General features: G+C 35.8%; 17 protein-coding genes and 1 pseudogene. 14 read left to right on the forward strand and 4 right to left on the reverse strand.

What is annotated here, in order from left to right:
- Nucleotides 1-4: 4 nt before the first annotated feature.
- Entirely contained in the window at nt 5-1,717 is a 1,713-nt protein-coding gene (gene recJ, locus OK18_RS10295) for a single-stranded-DNA-specific exonuclease RecJ (RefSeq protein ID WP_053327941.1), read from the reverse strand.
- 106 nt (nt 1,718-1,823) lie between these two features.
- On the opposite strand from recJ, the gene OK18_RS10300 reads away from it, so the two are divergent.
- A complete protein-coding gene (locus OK18_RS10300) occupies nt 1,824-2,636 on the forward strand; it encodes a M48 family metallopeptidase (protein ID WP_053327942.1) in 813 nt (270 codons plus the stop codon).
- Nucleotides 2,637-2,721: 85 nt separating this feature from the next.
- Here the strand turns inward: OK18_RS10300 and OK18_RS10305 are convergent, their stop codons facing one another.
- The gene (locus OK18_RS10305; protein WP_053327943.1) at nt 2,722-4,344 is read right to left on the reverse strand and encodes an ABC-F family ATP-binding cassette domain-containing protein; all 1,623 of its coding nucleotides are present in this window, start codon (nt 4,342-4,344) and stop codon (nt 2,722-2,724) included.
- Between the two features lie 122 nt (nt 4,345-4,466).
- On the opposite strand from OK18_RS10305, the gene smpB reads away from it, so the two are divergent.
- The 5 genes from smpB (at nt 4,467) to OK18_RS10330 (ending at nt 9,285) form a co-directional block, all read left to right on the forward strand.
- Nucleotides 4,467-4,925 (forward strand): SsrA-binding protein SmpB, encoded by a 459-nt coding sequence (gene smpB / locus OK18_RS10310; protein WP_041462062.1) that lies wholly within the window; start codon nt 4,467-4,469, stop codon nt 4,923-4,925.
- A gap of 77 nt (nt 4,926-5,002) precedes the next feature.
- Complete coding sequence (locus OK18_RS10315) at nt 5,003-6,514, forward strand: OmpA family protein (RefSeq protein ID WP_053327944.1); 1,512 nt, start codon at nt 5,003-5,005, stop codon at nt 6,512-6,514.
- Between the two features lie 94 nt (nt 6,515-6,608).
- The gene (locus tag OK18_RS10320; protein WP_050020637.1) at nt 6,609-7,349 is read left to right on the forward strand and encodes a YebC/PmpR family DNA-binding transcriptional regulator; all 741 of its coding nucleotides are present in this window, start codon (nt 6,609-6,611) and stop codon (nt 7,347-7,349) included.
- A 140-nt stretch (nt 7,350-7,489) separates the two neighbouring features.
- Nucleotides 7,490-8,314, forward strand: a complete 825-nt coding sequence (locus OK18_RS10325; protein WP_050020638.1) for a UDP-2,3-diacylglucosamine diphosphatase — start codon at nt 7,490-7,492, stop codon at nt 8,312-8,314.
- Nucleotides 8,314-9,285 (forward strand): glycosyltransferase family protein, encoded by a 972-nt coding sequence (locus OK18_RS10330; RefSeq protein WP_053327945.1) that lies wholly within the window; start codon nt 8,314-8,316, stop codon nt 9,283-9,285. Before OK18_RS10325 ends, OK18_RS10330 begins: the two co-directional genes overlap by 1 nt.
- Here the strand turns inward: OK18_RS10330 and OK18_RS10335 are convergent.
- Both OK18_RS10335 and OK18_RS10340 read right to left on the reverse strand, forming a co-directional pair.
- Nucleotides 9,274-9,564 carry a GNAT family N-acetyltransferase gene (locus OK18_RS10335; RefSeq protein ID WP_050020639.1) on the reverse strand — a complete coding sequence of 97 codons (291 nt, stop codon included), beginning with the start codon at nt 9,562-9,564 and terminating at the stop codon, nt 9,274-9,276. The two genes, OK18_RS10330 and OK18_RS10335, sit on opposite strands and share 12 nt — an antisense overlap.
- A gap of 122 nt (nt 9,565-9,686) precedes the next feature.
- Nucleotides 9,687-10,436 carry an RDD family protein gene (locus tag OK18_RS10340; RefSeq protein WP_050020640.1) on the reverse strand — a complete coding sequence of 250 codons (750 nt, stop codon included), beginning with the start codon at nt 10,434-10,436 and terminating at the stop codon, nt 9,687-9,689.
- Between the two features lie 28 nt (nt 10,437-10,464).
- Here OK18_RS10340 and OK18_RS10345 point away from each other — a divergent pair, with 28 nt between their 5' ends.
- The 8 genes and pseudogenes from OK18_RS10345 to OK18_RS10380 form a co-directional block, all read left to right on the forward strand.
- On the forward strand, nt 10,465-11,448 hold the full coding sequence (locus OK18_RS10345) for a stage II sporulation protein M (protein ID WP_053327946.1): 984 nt from the start codon (nt 10,465-10,467) through the stop codon (nt 11,446-11,448).
- The gene (locus tag OK18_RS10350; RefSeq protein ID WP_053327947.1) at nt 11,432-12,394 is read left to right on the forward strand and encodes a DUF4013 domain-containing protein; all 963 of its coding nucleotides are present in this window, start codon (nt 11,432-11,434) and stop codon (nt 12,392-12,394) included. The genes OK18_RS10345 and OK18_RS10350 overlap by 17 nt, the downstream gene beginning before the upstream one ends.
- Entirely contained in the window at nt 12,387-13,175 is a 789-nt protein-coding gene (locus OK18_RS10355; RefSeq protein ID WP_053327948.1) for a DUF4129 domain-containing protein, read from the forward strand. Before OK18_RS10350 ends, OK18_RS10355 begins: the two co-directional genes overlap by 8 nt.
- Nucleotides 13,176-13,186: 11 nt before the next feature.
- Nucleotides 13,187-14,341: a DUF4350 domain-containing protein gene (locus OK18_RS10360; protein WP_053327949.1), complete on the forward strand. Its 1,155-nt coding sequence runs from the start codon at nt 13,187-13,189 to the stop codon at nt 14,339-14,341.
- A 65-nt stretch (nt 14,342-14,406) separates the two neighbouring features.
- Complete coding sequence (locus tag OK18_RS10365) at nt 14,407-15,438, forward strand: AAA family ATPase (protein ID WP_053327950.1); 1,032 nt, start codon at nt 14,407-14,409, stop codon at nt 15,436-15,438.
- A 175-nt stretch (nt 15,439-15,613) separates the two neighbouring features.
- On the forward strand, nt 15,614-16,936 hold the full coding sequence (locus OK18_RS10370) for a DUF58 domain-containing protein (protein WP_050020644.1): 1,323 nt from the start codon (nt 15,614-15,616) through the stop codon (nt 16,934-16,936).
- 66 nt (nt 16,937-17,002) lie between these two features.
- The gene (locus OK18_RS10375) at nt 17,003-17,422 is read left to right on the forward strand and encodes an OsmC family protein (RefSeq protein ID WP_053327951.1); all 420 of its coding nucleotides are present in this window, start codon (nt 17,003-17,005) and stop codon (nt 17,420-17,422) included.
- A 260-nt stretch (nt 17,423-17,682) separates the two neighbouring features.
- Nucleotides 17,683-18,045: pseudogene (locus OK18_RS10380) on the forward strand (OsmC family protein); the annotation flags it as partial.
- Between the last annotated feature and the right edge of the window lie 126 nt (nt 18,046-18,171).

An 18,171-nucleotide genomic window follows, 5' to 3' on the forward strand; every position in this document is an offset into this window, starting at 1 on the left:
GTTGCTAATCTCTGAACTTTACATCTTTAATATTAAGATAATGGGTGACATTGCCTTTCCAATGGTTTTCTTCCAAAGTGAAAGCAAGATCAAAATTCTTGTTTTTAAAATCTTCGGCAAAAGGGCCCAGCTTAAAACCTACACATTCAATATTCCTTCCTGTAGATTCCTGTTTAATATAAAACTTAAGGTGATTATTGTCTTTTCCCATGGTTTTCACATAGCCTGAAAGCTTTTGATTCGTCAGGGTAAAGATAGGTTTCATATTGTGAGGTCCAAAAGGAGCTAATTTTCTATGGAAGTTAATAAACTCTCTGTTGATGTCATCAATCCGGATTTCAGAATCAATTGTGATAGAAGGTTCTTTCTGATGTTCCTGAATTTTTTCAGAAACAATTCTCTCAAACTTTTCTTTAAATGCATCAAATTTATCTTTTTCCATGGATAGCCCGGCAGCTGCGTGGTGCCCTCCGAATTTCAGAAAGTATTCTGAACACATATCCAGTGCTTCATGTACATCAAAATCAGAAACAGACCTTGCTGATGCTACCATTTCTCCGTTATTTCCATCTGTAAATACCAGGGTGGGTTTATAATAAGTTTCGATAAGTCTTGAAGCAACGATACCGATAACTCCTTTATTCCATTCAGGATGGTAAACAATGGTTGTATGTTTTGTTTCCTGCTGTGATTCAATAATCTGATTCAGGGCAGAAAGGGTAGAATTCATGTCCAGTTCACGCCTTTCATCGTTGAGGTTCATGATATCATTTACGATCTGATTGGCATGTTTTAGGTTATCAGAAACCATTAGCTCAACGGCTGCTTTACCATGTGAAATTCTTCCGGCAGCATTGATTTTAGGAGCAATTTCAAAAACAATATTTGAAATTTCAAAATGAGAGAGTTTGTCTTCCGGGATTAATAGCCTTAATCCCATATTTCTTGTTTTCCGGAGGATTTTTAGACCCATTTTGGCCAGTACCCTGTTTTCCCCGGTCATCGATACGATGTCGGCAGCAATGGAAATGGCTAAAAGGTCCGTTAATTCAAATAATTCCGCTTCAGGAATTTTATAAATGGTATTTAATCCCTGGCATAGCTTGAAGCCTACACCACAACCGGAAAGTTCTTTAAAAGGATATCTGCAGTCGCTTCGTTTGGGATCCAGAACCGCTGCGGCATTGGGAATTTCCTCACCCGGAAGGTGATGATCGCAGATGATAAAATCTATTCCCAGACTGGCGGCATAATTGATCATATCAATTGCCTTGATTCCACAATCCAGAGCGATAATCAAAGAAAAACCGTTCTCCTTGGCGAAATCAATTCCCTCGGTAGAAATTCCATATCCTTCAGAATTTCTGTCCGGAATATAATAATCCAGATATTTTTTTTCTACAATTTTGCTGAGATAAAGGTACATTAAGGCAACAGCCGTAGTTCCGTCTACATCGTAATCGCCATATACCAATATTTTTTCGCCATTTTCAATTGCAGTGGCAATACGTTCTACCGCTTTTTGCATATCTGCCATTAAAAACGGGCTGTGTATATCGTTAAGGTTCGGTTTAAAAAACTCTCTGGCCTTTTGATAATTGTCAATCCCTCTCAGAACAAGAAGTTTAGATTCAAAAGTACCAAAACCGAGTGACGAACTTAATCCGTCCACAATTTCCTCATCGGGTTCGGGTTTATAAATCCATTTTTGACTCATTTCACAAAAATAAGGAAAAAAAATAGCATTTTGAAATGATATAGAACGAAGTTTTGCCTTTGTAATTATTAAAAATTATCTATCTTCGTGCACCAATTAAATGACTATGAAAAAAATTATTGTCTGTCTGTTGTTTTTAGGAACAATGCATTCGATGGATGCTCAAAAAATTAATCTCGGAAAAGCAGCCGGAATCGTTTCAAACGGAGCAAAAGCTTTAACATTCACTAATGAAGACGCTATTAAGTTATCCAAAGAATCTGTAGATTGGATGGATAAGAATAATCCTGTAGCCGGACCAAAAGATCCGTATACCGTGAGACTGAATAAATTGTTTGGTAAACATAAGTCCCAGGACGGACTGAACCTGAATTATAAGGTTTACAAGGTAAAAGATATTAATGCTTTTGCCTGCGCAGACGGTAGTGTAAGAGTATTTTCTTCTTTGATGGATATCATGACGGATAATGAGCTTTTGGCAGTTATCGGACATGAAATTGGACATGTTAAAAATCAGGATACAAAAGATGCAATGAAATCCGCCTATTTAAAGGCTGCGGCATTAGATGCTGCATCATCGGCTTCTTCTGCAGTGGCTACCCTTAATGACAGCCAGATCGGTAAAATGGCAAACGCCTTTTTAGATGCTTCCCACAGTAAAAAACAAGAATCTGAAGCTGATACATATTCTTATGATTTTATGAAAGCCAATAAGTATGATGTGGTAGGCGCTTATTCTGCTTTCAAAAAACTGGCATTGCTTTCAGAAGGAAGCAAGCAATCAGGATTTGAGAAAATGTTTAACTCTCATCCGGATAGTGAGAAAAGAGCCCAGGCTATCAAAAAAAGAGCAGAAAAGGATGGGTTATGGAAAGATCCGGGAACTATTTCTATTCCGACTACGAAATTGACAAAATAATTAATTATTTATTTATTGTTTAAACAAAAATACCTCAAAGCTCTGCTTTGAGGTATTTTTATAATGTATTGATGATGGTTTCAGATTAAGAATACATTTTTTCTCTTAATTCTTTTACCTTTTTATCAGCAAGATATTCATCATAAGTCATTTCTCTGTCAATAATTCCTTTAGGAGTCAATTCTATGATTCTGTTACAAACCGTCTGAAGCATTTCATGGTCATGAGAAGCCAATAAAATATTTCCTTTAAAGTTAGACAAGGAGTTGTTCAAAGTCGTAATACTTTCAAGATCCAGGTGGTTGGTAGGTTCATCCAATAAAAGTACGTTGGCTTTCTGAAGCATCATTCTGCTGAACATACATCTCATTTTCTCACCTCCCGAAAGTACTTTACATGACTTCAATGCTTCATCGCCCGAGAAGAGCATTCTTCCTAAGAATCCTCTTACAAATTCTTCATGGCGCTCTTCATCATTTTTTGTAAATTGTCTCAGCCAGTCTACCAGGCTTAAATCTTCCTGGAAGAAATTAGTGTTATCTAAAGGCATATGAGATTGGTTAGTAGTAACCCCCCATGCGAAAGTTCCTTTATCAGGCTCAACATTTCCTGCCAGAATTTCAAAAAATTCTGTAATTGCTAAAGAGTTTTTAGAAAGGACAGCTACTTTATCTCCTTTTTTAAGATTCAGGTCGATGTTTGAGAATAGCAATTCACCGTCTTTAGTTTTTTCAAGTCCCTTTACGTCCAGGATCTGATCTCCGGCTTCTCTTTCCATTTCAAAAATAATTGCCGGGTATCTTCGTGAAGTTGGTTTAATGTCATCGATGTTTAATTTATCGATCATTTTCTTTCTTGCGGTAGCTTGTTTTGCTTTTGCTACGTTAGAGCTGAATCTTGCAATGAAGTCCTGAAGTTCTTTTTTCTTCTCTTCAGCCTTTTTATTGGCTTGTGCTCTCTGTTTGGTTGCCAGCTGGGAAGCCTGGTACCAGAAAGAGTAGTTACCTGTATAAAGATTAAGTTTGGAATAATCCAGGTCACCAATGTGTGTACATACTGTATCCAGGAAGTGACGGTCGTGAGAAACTACGATTACGGTGTTTTCATAATCAGCAAGGAAATCCTCCAACCAGGAGATTGTATCAATGTCAAGGTCGTTGGTAGGCTCATCCAGGATTAGAACATCAGGGTTACCGAATAATGCCTGAGCCAATAGAACTTTTACCTTGTCCTTGTTCTCAAGTTCACCCATCAGCTGCCAGTGCATATCTTCTGTAATACCTACGTTTGAAAGCATGGTTTGTGCATCAGATTCGGCAGTCCATCCACCCATTTCATCGTAAAGTACCCCCAGTTCACCTGCTTTAATACCATCTGCGTCAGAGAAATCTTCTTTTGCGTATAACGCATCCATTTCCTCTTTTATCTCAAATAATTTTTTGTTTCCTCTCAAAACCGTTTCAAGAACAGTAAACTGATCATAAGCAAAGTGATCCTGCTCCAAAACTGACATTCTTTTTCCTGGCTCAAGAGATACATTTCCTGTTGTGGGATCCTGCTTTCCTGTTAATATTTTAAGGAATGTAGACTTTCCCGCACCGTTTGCTCCGATGATCCCGTAGCAGTTTCCTTTGGTAAACATAATATTTACCTCGTCAAAAAGAACTCTTTTCCCGAATTGTAAAGATAAGTTAGATACTGTTAACATATAGTTTTGTAAATTTGGCGCAAAAATACAAAAAGAATTTGGGTATTGTGTAATAATATAATAGTCAAGTTTTTAAATGTACGGTATTTTTTATTATATTTCATTAACGAAATTTTAAAATGATGAAGATTGAGAAAACAGTTAATATATTAAATAGAAGAGCCAGGTTTGAATATGAAATTCTGGAAGAATATGAAGCCGGAATGGTTTTGACGGGAACCGAAATAAAATCTTTACGTTCTTCAAAAGCATCTATCACAGAATCGTTCTGTCAGTTTATTGATGGGGAATTGTACATCATCAACATGATGATTGATGAGTATAAATTAGGAACTTTTTACAACCATAAGACAAAAAGGGAACGGAAATTGCTGTTGCACAAAAAAGAATTGCAAAAACTTGAGAAAAAGTTAAAGGATGCCGGAAATACTATTATCCCTTTAAAATTATATATCACCGATAGAGGGAAAGCAAAGGTGCTGATAGCGCTGGGTAGAGGGAAAAAGCTTTTCGATAAAAGGGAGGCCATAAAAGATAGAGAAAATAAACGGAACCTGGACAGAATATTAAAGAAAAGTTAAAAATCATTTGAAAAACTTTGTGTATAAAGAAAAATTATATTTATTTTGCATTATCAATTATTTAATCATTTAATTCTATGAAAAATCTAAAATTAGGAATTTCAGCATTGGCGCTTACTGTTGCCTCTACTGTTTTCGCACAGACTACCAACAACCCGTGGTTAATCGGTGTTGGTGCTCATGCAGAAAACCACGTAGCAGCAAGAGGTAATTTCAGTAATACGTTCTCTGCTCAAAATTTAACAAAGAGAATGTTCAATGTGAACAATTTCTCTATTACACCTCCATTATCTAAGTTAACAGTTGCTAGAAACGTTGGAAAAGGTTTAGTTATCGACTGGCAAACTTCTGTTGGAAATGTTGAAAACAAAAGATTCAACATGGGGAAAGAATTTTTCCTAATGACAGGTCTTGGTTTCCAGGCTCACGCTGCAGGTCTTTTATGGAACGAAGAATCTTGGTTTGATCCATATTTAAGAGTTGGTGCTAACTACTTAAGACATGATTATACTGCACTTAGTTTCCCAAGAACAAGTGTAGATGCTAACGGTAATCCAATCGAAACTGTATCAAACGGTAAGGATGGTAACGAAAACGGTAAAGCTAACCACTTTGCAGTAGCTACAGGTGCTGGTGCTAACTTCTGGGTAACTAAAAACTTCGGTCTTGGTATCCAGGGAGATTATGTATCAACTCCAGGTGATAAATCTACAGTTGCTAATTTCTGGCAAGCTTCTGCATCTATCCTATTCAGATTCGGAAACAGAGATAGAGATAAGGATGGTATCCTAGATAAAGATGACCTTTGTCCAGATACTCCAGGTTTACCAGAATTCCAGGGATGTCCTGATACAGATGGTGACGGAGTTCCAGATAAAGACGATCAATGTCCAGATGTTGCTGGTCCAGTTGAAAACAATGGTTGTCCTTGGCCAGATACAGATGGTGACGGTGTAATCGATAAAGATGATGCTTGTCCTACAGTAGCAGGTCCAAAAGAAAACAACGGTTGTCCTTGGCCAGATACAGATGGTGACGGTATCCTAGATAAAGACGATGCTTGTCCTACAGTTCCAGGTCTTCCAGAATACAACGGATGTCCTAAGCCAAAAGATGTTATCGCTAAAGAAGCTACTGGTGCGCTTAAAGATATCTTATTTGATTTCAACAAAGCTACTATCAGACCAGAGTCTAGTACTAAATTAGATCAAGCTGCTACAATCATCAAGCAATCTAACGATGGTACATTCTTAGTAACTGGTCACACAGATAAGAAAGGTGCTGATGCTTACAACTTGAAACTTTCAAGACAAAGAGCTGCTGCTGTAGTTGCTGCTCTTGAAACTAGAGGTGTTAGCGGAACTCAATTGAAATCTGTAGGAGTTGGTGAAAGAGACGCTACTGTTTCTGAAAAAGCTTCTGATGCTGAAAGAATGGTAGACAGAAAAGTAGTTGTTGAAGCTGTAAACGGTGCTGCCTGGGATGCACTTAAGAAATCTGATCTAGATGTAGTAGAGAAGAAGACTGTAGTGAAAAAAGGGAAAAAAGCTCCAGTTAAAAGAAAAGCTCCAGCTAAAAAAAGAAAATAATTAATTTTTCTAAATAATGAATACCTCCAATTTTTTGGAGGTATTTTTTTTTTGTTGACTTTTAAGTAATTTTGTTGAAAATTTAAAAATTAAAATGGGAAGAGCATTTGAATATAGAAAAGCTTCTAAAATGGCCAGATGGGATAAAATGGCCAAAACATTCTCCAAAATAGGTAAAGACATTGCATTGGCAGTAAAAGCAGGAGGGCCGGATCCGGAATCAAACCCTGCCTTAAGGAGATGTATCCAAAATGCAAAAGGGGCCAATATGCCTAAAGATAACGTAGAAAGAGCCATCAAAAAGGCCAGCGGTGCAGATGCAGAGAACTATGAAGAAGTTACTTATGAAGGATATGGGCAGGGAGGTGTTGCCTTCTTCGTAGAATGTACCACTAATAACACCACAAGAACCGTAGCTAATGTAAGAGCCGTTTTCAATAAGTTTGACGGAAATCTTGGTAAGAATGGTGAGCTTGCATTTATCTTTGACAGAAAAGGAATTTTTACTATTGACCTGGCTCAGATCAAAATGGATTGGGATGATTTTGAAATGGAAATGATTGATGGGGGTGCAGAAGATGTAGAAAAAGATGAAGAAGAGGTAATGATTACAACTGCCTTTGAAGATTTCGGTTCTTTATCCCACAAACTGGATGAACTTGGCATAGAAGCCAAAAGTGCCGAGCTGCAAAGAATTCCAAACAATACAAAAGAGGTAAGTGAAGAGCAATTCAAAGCTAATATGAAAATGCTTGAACGTTTCGAAGAAGATGACGATGTTCAGAATGTTTATCACAATATGGAAATTACAGAAGAGTTAATGAACTCTCTATAAAAAATAATATAGCATTCATATACAGTTAACTTTCAATGAGTTTCTTTGTATAAAATCTGGGAATGCCTTGTTCAGCTTTTTTATATTTTAAAAAACATTCGGACATTCCCCTGGCTAATTAAAAGCTGAAAATTATACGGATGAAAAGAAACGTAGAGTTAGTTGTTATTTCGGATGTTCATTTGGGAACTTATGGATGTAAGGCTAAAGAATTGCTAAGATACCTTAATTCTATACAGCCTAAAACGTTAGTATTGAATGGTGATATCATTGATATCTGGCAATTCAAAAAGTCTTACTTCCCTAAACCTCATTTGAAAGTGATCAGGAAGATCCTTTCATTCGCTACCAAAAGTACGGATGTCTATTATATTACGGGTAATCACGATGAAATGTTTCGTAAGTTTACCGATTTTGAGCTTGGTAAGCTTAAGGTCTGTAATAAAATATGCCTGACTATAGATGAAAAGAAAACCTGGATCTTTCACGGTGATGTTTTTGATGCATCGGTACAACATTCCAAATGGATCGCCAAACTTGGCGGGAAAGGGTATGATCTTTTAATTGTTATCAATAACATTGTCAATTGGTTTTTAGAAAAAATGGGTAAGGAAAAATATTCATTTTCAAAGAAAATCAAAAACAATGTGAAAAAAGCAGTCAAATATATCGGGGATTTTGAACTTACCGCTTCTGAATTGGCTATTGACAACAATTATGATTACGTCATTTGCGGACATATTCATCAACCGCAAATTCGGGAGGTTATCAATAAAAAGGGGTCTTGTACCTATCTGAATTCCGGAGACTGGATAGAAAACCTGTCAGCATTGGAATACCATGATAAGCAATGGAAGATCTTTTATTACGATGAGCATAAACATTTGCTGAAAGATGATGAAGCAGAAGAAATTCAGGAAATGGACAGCTCAACACTTTTAAAAATGGTAACTAACTTTTCCTGATGAAGATCTTGTATGCCTTTCAAGGAACCGGAAACGGACATGTAGCAAGAGCTCAGGAAATTATTCCGATTCTCAAAAAATACGCATCGGTAGATACTTTAATCAGCGGACATCAATCACAATTAAAGGCTGATTTTGACATTAATTTCCAGCATAGGGGCATTTCCCTGCTTTATAATAAAACAGGCGGATTATCCTACCTCAAAACATTTACTGAGAATAAGTTTCTGGAGGCGATAAAAACCATACATGAGCTGGAACTTACCAAGTATGATCTGATTATTAATGATTATGAACCTTTAACGGGATGGGCTTGTAAGCTAAAAAAGCTCTCAATGATAGAGCTCAGCCATCAGGCATCCATGAGTTTTCCGGAAACTCCAAAACCTGAAAAGAAGGATTTTCTGGGGGAACTGATCCTGAAATATTATGTTCCTGGCGAAAAGAAGATCGGCTTTCATTTTGAAAACTATCACCCGCAGATCAAAAAACCGGTAATCCGTAAGAAAATCAGAAACCTTAATCCTTATAAGCAGGGATATTACCTTGTATATCTGCCGAGTTTTGCCGACGAGAATATCATTAAAGTACTTAGAAAAATCCCGGTACAATGGAAAGTCTTTTCAAAGTACAGCAAAGTACATGTCAAATTGAAAAATATTGAAGTATTTCCTATTGATGAACTTCAGTATCTGAAATATTTTGAAGGATGTGACGGGATTCTATGCAATGCAGGCTTTGAAACTCCTGCAGAAGCTTTATTCATGAACAAAAAACTATTTGTAATTCCTATTCATAATCAATACGAGCAGGAGTGTAATGCATGTGCCCTTGACCGAATGGGAATCCCAAATTCCAAAGTTTTAAATCTCCGGGAAATTATGGAATGGGTAGCTTCTGACCATCATCTCCAAGTGGATTATCCTGATAATATTGAAGAGATCCTGGTCAATGAAGTTTTAATTCTTTAAAAAAATATCTTCCACATCATTCATTCTCATCATGACAGACCTTGCATAGGAACAATGAGGATAAACTTTCCAGTTGTTTTCCCTGGCAAACCTGATTGCTTCTTCCACCAGATATTTTCCCATTCCTCTACCCTCAAATTCTGGATGCACCAGTACAAAGGAAATAATCAGCCTGTTATCTTCCGGAAAAATGGTATAAGTAAGCCTTCCAATTTCTTTAGTTTCGTTATTCAGGGTAAGAACTCCTCCATTTCCTGATTTGTTATTTTCAAATTTCATAATTCAGAACTTTACTGTTAAAGATACAAAAATTACACCGGGCTCAATGATGGATAAAAACAGACCTTATTACAAACTGTTACATTAGGACAAAAAGTAAAATTGGAAAAAATGGTTATAGCTTAATTGTCTTTACCTGTATAGTAGTTGTAATCTTTTATGATGATGTTAATAAACTGCCTTTCCGTCATTTTGGTAGGATCGATCTCGAGTTTCAGAATACTTTTGATTTTATCGGAAAGTTTACTGATAATCTGACGGTCATCGATTTTTAAGGCTTTGGTATAATTGTCCTTGATAATTCTCATATCGTTATCACTCAATGCAATAACCTGAGGAAAAGAAGGAATATAATCTTCGTGAATATTTTCCAGGATGGTATGGGAAATATTGATGTTATTTTTTAAAGAAATCACTGCTGTCCCGGCTGCAATATCCCCTAAACGCTGATTGTTTTTCGAGATAATCATTGACGTTAAGCCTACAATTCCTCCAGAAGTTACATCAATGAGCCTGAATACCCACCGGATGAGATAATCTCCAAAACTTGCCTGATACCCGTCAATCTTTACGACTTTAATTTTCAAAAGCTTTTTTCCGGGAGTCTGTCCTTCCATCAGGCTTTCCAGCACAAGAGGATAAATATAAACAGGAAAGGTGAGAATAATGTAAATGGCCATTACAGACCACTGATCGAGGCCGCTCAATAAATATCCCAAATCAAAAATATTAAAGAAAAGATACATGACAATAATGACATACGCAACCCTGATCAGAAGATCGATGATAAATGCAAGCATCCTTTCTCCCACACTGGCTGTATTGAAGTTAATATTTACATTTTGTGAAGTATTTATCGCAATTTGAGACATAATTTTTATTATTTTAGCCTTTACAATTATGAGAGAAGTTTATTTCATTAAACAAAATAAAGAAAAATGGTTGGGAATTGAACAGGTTATTCAAGGGAAAATTAAAAAAAATCCTGATGACCTGTCTTCATTGTATATCAATCTGATCAATGATCTTTCTTTTGCCCAGACCTACTATCCTAAAAGCAATACAACGGTCTACCTGAATCATTTATCAGCCCAGGTATTCCAGAAGATCTATAAGACAAAAAGGGTAGAGGAGAACAGGATTCTTTATTTTTTCAAAACAGAAGTCCCTTTATTGGTGTATCAGTATAGAAGATACCTGATGTATGCCTTCCTTTTCTTTATTCTGTTTACATCAATAGGTGTGCTTTCAGCAATGTATGATAAGGATTTTGCCAATATTATTCTTGGAGAAAGTTATGTGAACGAAACTATTGAAAACATAAAGAATAATAATGCTGTAGGGATTTATCAAAGCGGTTCCACATGGGGGAGTACCATTGGAATAATTTTTAATAATATTCAGGTAGGTGCAAAATTGTATATCTACGGAATTACAGGAGGAGTGGGGACATTATTTGCACTTCTTTCCAATAGTGTGATGCTGGGGTCTTTTCAGTATTTTTTCTATGATTATGGAGCCTTGAAAGATAGTGCGAGAGGGATCTGGCTTCACGGCGTTTTTGAAATTTTTGCTATGGTTGTCGAGGCCATGTGCGGATTGATTCTCGGAGCTTCTATTCTTTTCCCGAGAACATTTTCAAGATTTAATTCTTTTAAAAAAGGATTTAAAGATTCTTTTAAAATATTTCTGAGTACGATTCCATTTACAATTTGTGCCGGAATCATTGAAGGCTACGTTACGAGACATGCTTTAAAGATGCCTTTAACTTTAAATCTGGCGATCATTATCAGTTCGCTTACGATTATAGGATTTTACTATTTTGTATATCCGTCCATTGTTAATAAAAAAATGAATAACCATACCCATGATACAATTTTATAAAAAAAGAGATTTCGGAACTTTCATCAGTGATAGTTTTAATTTCTTCAAATTATATGGAAAAAACTATTTTAAGAATTATATTCTGATAAATGGTTTGCTGTTGATTTTAATCATTACCATTTTTATTTTTGGATATAAAGAGCTCTTTTCACAGATATTCGGCTCCAATTTAAGAGGAGAAACCTATTATTTTGAGCAATACTTTTCAGATAATGCCGGGATGCTGATTGTAGTTGGTATACTGACATTTTTACTTTTTATTGTGCTGGCAATTGTCAATTATCTATATCCTGTTTTTTACCTGAAAAGGATTGCACAGGGTGCAGAAAAAATAAAAACTGATGATATTTTAAGTGATTTTAAAAACAATACAGGCAGAATTGCAAGGCTCTGTCTCGGAATGATCTTTATTGTAGTTCCGCTTACTCTTTTTGTTGTAGGATTTTCTTATATGCTGGTTTTCATTATCATAGGCTTGTTTCTGATATTGCTTCTTTATCCTACTATTTTTAATGTCAACACCTTTTTAATGTATGATTATTTTAACTCAAACAGAGGTTTTTTAGAAAGTCTGAGTTATTCAATACGTGCCCAGTTTTCTTATCCCAACGGAAGTGAGAAATCTCCCTACTGGAAGTATTGGGGATCGGCATTTGTTATGTTTATTATTATATACATCGCAACTTCGGTTTTTACAGTTATTCCTATGATTTTTTTTTACGGATCTGTTCTCACCTCTTCTCCGGATGGAAACTTTGAACAAAATCCGTTTACCGGAGTTGCCGGAGTTATATTTTTTATATTCTACGGAATTTCTATTTTGTTATCATTAGTTCTTTCCAACCTGATGTATATAAATGCAGGATTGATGTATTATGACAGCAGAACGGATCTTCATCAGAAAGCTGAATTGGCAGAAATAGATACTATTGGTAGCAATGAATAATTTCTTTTCTTTTCTGATACTGCTTTTCACTCTTGGAACTTTTCAGGCCCAGGAAGCTTCTCCCGTAGATGATTATCTGGGAGATTCTTTAGGCATGGGACACTATCGCAATATGCTGCGTGCAGACTCTGTTCTGATGAAAAACCCGGTTTCAGAAAATACAGTCTATCCTAAACAATTTAAAGAAAATATCCCGGCAAGATACAAAGGGAATGAATTTGATTATTCCGTATCAAAACCAAGAGAATCGTTTTGGCAAAAATTATTAAGAAAAATAGACCGGGTTCTGAGAGGAATCTTTGGAGATACAGTTTTTACCAGATCCGAGCAGTTTACAACAAATCTTATCCGTTTCTTTGCCATTATTCTCGTAGGATTCCTGCTTTATTTTATTATTAAATACATCTTAGGAAAAGACGGTAGCTTTATTTTTGGCAAAAAGAATAAAAAACTGGATTTAAATGTAGAAGAACTTCATGAAAATATTCATGAAATCAATTTTCCGGAAAGCATTGCAAAGTTTGAGCACACCGGAGATTACCGGTCTGCAGTTCGTTACCAGTTTTTATTTATTTTAAAAAAGTTAAGTGACAAAAAACTGATCAGCTGGAATCCGGAAAAAACCAATAAGGATTATGTTGCAGAGATGAAGGCAGATCACCTTAAAGAAGCTTTTGCAGACCTTTCCTATATTTTCGATTATGTTTGGTATGGGGAATTTAAGATTGAAGAACAAAGCTACCGGAAATTTAAAGATCAATACCAGGCATTTAAACCATAACAAAACTGACCATGAACAAAACTTTCAAAATATATGCTGTAATTTTCATCGTAATGATGCTTATTCTGGCATTGCTTGAAGTTAATAAAAAAGAAACTACAGACTGGCGTAAGAATTTTGATCCCAATGAGAAGTCCCCTTTTGGGTTATTTGTTTTTAGTAACGAAGCCAAAGATCTTTTTAAGAATAAGCTGAAAGAGATTGAGCAGACTCCTTATGAATATTATAACCAGAAAAAAGGAGCTCACAATATTATCGTTATCGAGCATGATATTGACAGGGAATCATGGAAGAAAATTCTGGAACAGGTATCTGCCGGCTCAGATGCAATGCTGATGGTAAGCAATATTCCTAAGGAAATTTCCGATAGTATTGGCTTCTATGATTCAGATATTTCTTTTGAAGAAGAAAATGTTCTGAAACTTACGGATAAAAAATATCAGAATGACTTCATTCAATTAGACAAATTTCCGTCGGGAAGAGGATTTTCTTACATCAAACCTCAAGCTGAGATATTGGGGAAAACGGTGGAGAAAAAGAATACCGATCAGGCAAACTTTATTAAGGTACAATTTGGAAAAGGAACCATTTATGCTCATAGCGAACCTCTTTTCCTGACGAATTACTATCTCCTTAAACCCGGAAATGTAAAATATGCACAGGATGTATTTTCTTACCTTCCGGATAGGGAGACACTTTGGTTTGTAGAAAGCAAATCAAAAGTTTCCCGCTTCTTTATGAGATTTGTATTGTCTAATCCGGCATTAAAGTATGCATGGTGGATATTCCTGGGAGGGCTAATCCTGTTTATCTTCTTTAATGCAAAAAGAAAACAAAGAATCGTGCCTGTGATTGAACCTTTACGGAATACCTCTGTCGATTTTGTGAAAAGTATCGGAAATCTCTATCTTCAGGAAGGCGATTTTCATGATATGATGGCTAAAAAAGCCCAATACTTTCTGAATAAAGTAAGAATGGATCTTCTGATCGATACCCAAAACATCGACGAAGAATTTGCTAAGAAGCTCCAGATGAAAACCGGAAAACCTATTGAAAAGATTAATGAAGCAATCAGCCTTATCAAAAGAGCACAGGATCCTTATGCGAGTGTAATGAAGGAAGACCTGGAAAAAATCAATAAACTACTAGACGAAATATTAAAATAAGAGTCCCGAAGGGACGATTTAGTCAAAGATAGAACGAAGACCTATCAAACCCAAAATAAAAAATTATGGAAAATCTTGATAACCCGAACATAGAAAATCAACCCCCAATCAATCTAAATAAAAACGAAGAACAGTTCCAGTCGAGAATTGATATGATAGAACTTCGTGCAAGTTTAGATAAGGTAAAAGCAGAAATAGGAAAAGTAATTGTAGGGCAGGAGAACATGATAGAGCATCTTCTTGCAGCATTACTTTCAAACGGTCACGTTTTGATAGAAGGTGTTCCCGGAGTAGCCAAAACCATTACAGCAAAATTGCTGGCTAAAACCATCGATGTGGGATTCAGCAGGATCCAGTTTACACCGGATCTTATGCCTTCTGATATTCTGGGGACCTCTGTTTTCAATGTGAAAAATTCAGAATTTGAATTTAAAAAAGGACCTGTTTTTTCCAATTTTATTTTAATTGATGAAATCAACAGATCTCCAGCGAAAACACAGGCTGCTTTATTTGAAGTGATGGAAGAAAGGCAGATTACTATGGATGGCGTCCGTTATATCATGGATGAACCGTTTCTGGTTGTAGCTACCCAAAATCCAATAGAGCATGAAGGAACCTACAGGCTTCCAGAGGCACAGCTGGATCGTTTTTTATTCAAAATCAATGTAGGATATCCCAACCTTGAGCAGGAAATTGCCATCATCAGAAATCAGCACGAAAGTAAAAAAGAAGATAAAACAGAGGGAGTCAATCGTGTAATTACTGCAGAGCAGCTGAGAAACTATCAGCATTTGGTAAAAGAAATCATTGTGGAAACTCAGTTGATGGAATATATTGCTAAAATTATTATTAATACCAGGGAAAACCAGTTTTTATACCTGGGGGCTTCGCCAAGAGCCTCTCTCGCACTTCTTACTGCTTCAAAAGCATTTGCTGCACTAAGGGGAAGAGATTTCGTCACTCCGGAAGATATTAAAGAAGCAAGCAATGCTGTGTTACGCCACAGGGTTATTGTATCTCCTGAAAGAGAAATGGAGGGTCTTACAGCAGATGAAATTATCCGCCAGATTTTAGAGGGAATAGAGATCCCCAGATAAAACATCATTCATTATTGCAAAGAATTTCAAATTTTAAAAAAGATGTTAAAGAAGGGGGTTGATATAAATATCTAAATGTTGAACAAACCCATTAATCCCTGCAATAATATTGATGGTGAAAAATATAATAAATATACTCCCAAGACCTGGGATCTATAATCAGCAACCCTGACCAATGAAAGACCTATACATCAATACCCGTTTTTTCTTTACACTCATCGGAGTGGGAGTTTTGTATGTCCTGGCATTTTTCTTTCCGTTTCTGATGTGGGTGGCACATATTGTTCTATTGATATGTTTTCTGGCAGCTATGGTTGATTATCTGTTACTTTTTAATCAAAAAAATGCATTACAAGCCCAAAGAATATTGCCGGAAAAACTTTCGAACGGAGATGAGAATTTTGTGAAAATTGATATTAAAAATAATTACAGCTTTAAAATTACGTCCAGAATTATTGATGAAATCCCGTTTCAATTTCAGAAAAGAGATTTTTTAATAGAAAAGAATATCAACAGCGGATCAAATACATATTTCCAATATAGCCTGGAACCTAAGGAAAGAGGAGAATATCAGTTTGGAAGCCTTAATATTTATGCATCTTCACCACTGGGTTTTGTTTCTAAACGATTCCGTTTTCAAAAAGATGCGATGTTACCTTCCTATCCCTCCTTCATTCATCTCAGAAAATATGAGTTGATGGCTCTTCAAAGTGAATTTTTGCTGGGAGGAATTAAAAAAGTCAGAAAATTAGGCCATACAATGGAGTTTGAGCAGATCAAAGACTATGTTCCCGGTGATGACATCAGAACCATCAACTGGAAAGCTACCTCCAAAACAAATCGCCTGATGGTTAATCAATTTCAGGATGAAAAATCACAACGTATTTTCATGCTGATTGATAAAGGTAGAACAATGAAAATGCCTTTTAATGGCTTAAGTTTACTCGACTATTCCATTAATGCAACGATGGCATTGTCTCATATTATTCTGCGGAAAGGAGATCGAGCAGGGATGATGACCTTTTCCAAAAAAGCGGAGAATAAAATTGCAGCAGATAATAAATCGGGACAGCTTAAAAAAATTTCTGAAGCACTTTACAATATCAAAACAGATTTTTTTGAAAGTGATTTTAATCGTCTCTATCAGGATATAAAATACTCTATCAATCAAAGAAGTTTGATTCTGCTTTTTACCAATTTTGAAACATTGGACGGATTAAACCGCCAGTTAAAATATCTCCGGGGTATTGCCAAAAACCATCTTTTAGTGGTGGTGTTTTTCAAAAATTCAGAACTTCAGACATTAATCCATAAAAATCCTGAAAATATACAGGAAATATATGATGAAATTATATCTGAAAAATTTGAATTTGAAAAAAAACTCATCATTCAGGAACTTCGTAAATACGGTATTTATACAGTATATACACTCCCGGAAAATTTGAATATTGATGTTATCAATAAATATCTGGAAATAAAAGCGAGAGGAATTTTATAATTTTGCAATAAGCAATAAGCAATAAGCAATAAGCAATAAGCAATAAGCAATAAGCAATAAGCAATAATGAAAATAACACTTAACAGAATCAACGACGACTTTTTATTTGAATGTACCAATTCGCAGGGGAATTCTATTCTTTTGGACAATACTTCCCAGCCTGGAGCAAAAGGGGTTTCACCAATGGAAAGCGTATTGATGGCAGTAGCAGGCTGTAGTGGTATTGATGTAGTTTCTATTTTAAAGAAGCAACGTCAGGAAATTACCGGTTTTAAAGCAGAAGTAGAAGGAGAGAGAATTCCTGTAGATGATGCGAAACCTTTTAAATCTATGAATGTAAAATTCCTTTTGGAAGGAGAAATTGATCCTAAAAAGGCTTTAAAAGCAGCACAACTGTCTTTTGAAAAATACTGTTCCGTATCCAAAACTTTAGAACCGAATGTAGAGATCCGATACGAAGTATACGTTAACGGAGAAAAAATTTAAATGCATAGATGAGGCTTTCGAGCCTCATTTTTATTTACCACGGCTAAAGCATAAACGTTATAGGTTTCAAAAACCTATAACGTTTTAATCCTCGTCTTTTTAAATAAAATTTCAGTATAAGCTAGTGGGGTAAAAAGAAATTCATTTTTTCTCTTCAGATTAACCAACTTTTTTAGTACTCATTACCTATTATTCATTGCTCATTAAAAGGTAAGTCTTGGTTTGATTAACTTCGCTACCGTAGCTGTCCAGCCCGTCTGGTGAGAAGCCCCTACGCCTCTTCCGTTCTTTTGGACAATACTTCCCAGCCTGGAGCAAAAGGGGTTTCACCAATGGAAAGCGTATTGATGGCAGTAGCAGGCTGTAGTGGTATTGATGTAGTTTCTATTTTAAAGAAGCAACGTCAGGAAATTACCGGTTTTAAAGCAGAAGTAGAAGGAGAGAGAATTCCTGTAGATGATGCGAAACCTTTTAAATCTATGAATGTAAAATTCCTTTTGGAAGGAGAAATTGATTCTAAGAAAGCATTAAAAGCAGCACAGCTGTCTTTTGAAAAATACTGTTCCGTATCCAAAACTTTAGAACCGAATGTAGAGATCCGATACGAAGTATACGTTAACGGAAAAAAATTTAAATGCATAGATGAGGCTTTCGAGCCTCATTTTTATTTACCACGGCTAAAGCATAAACGTTATAGGTTTCAAAAACCTATAACGTTTTAATCCTCGTCTTTTTAAATAAAATTTCAG

The organism is Chryseobacterium gallinarum (assembly GCF_001021975.1).
Lineage (GTDB): Bacteria > Bacteroidota > Bacteroidia > Flavobacteriales > Weeksellaceae > Chryseobacterium > Chryseobacterium gallinarum.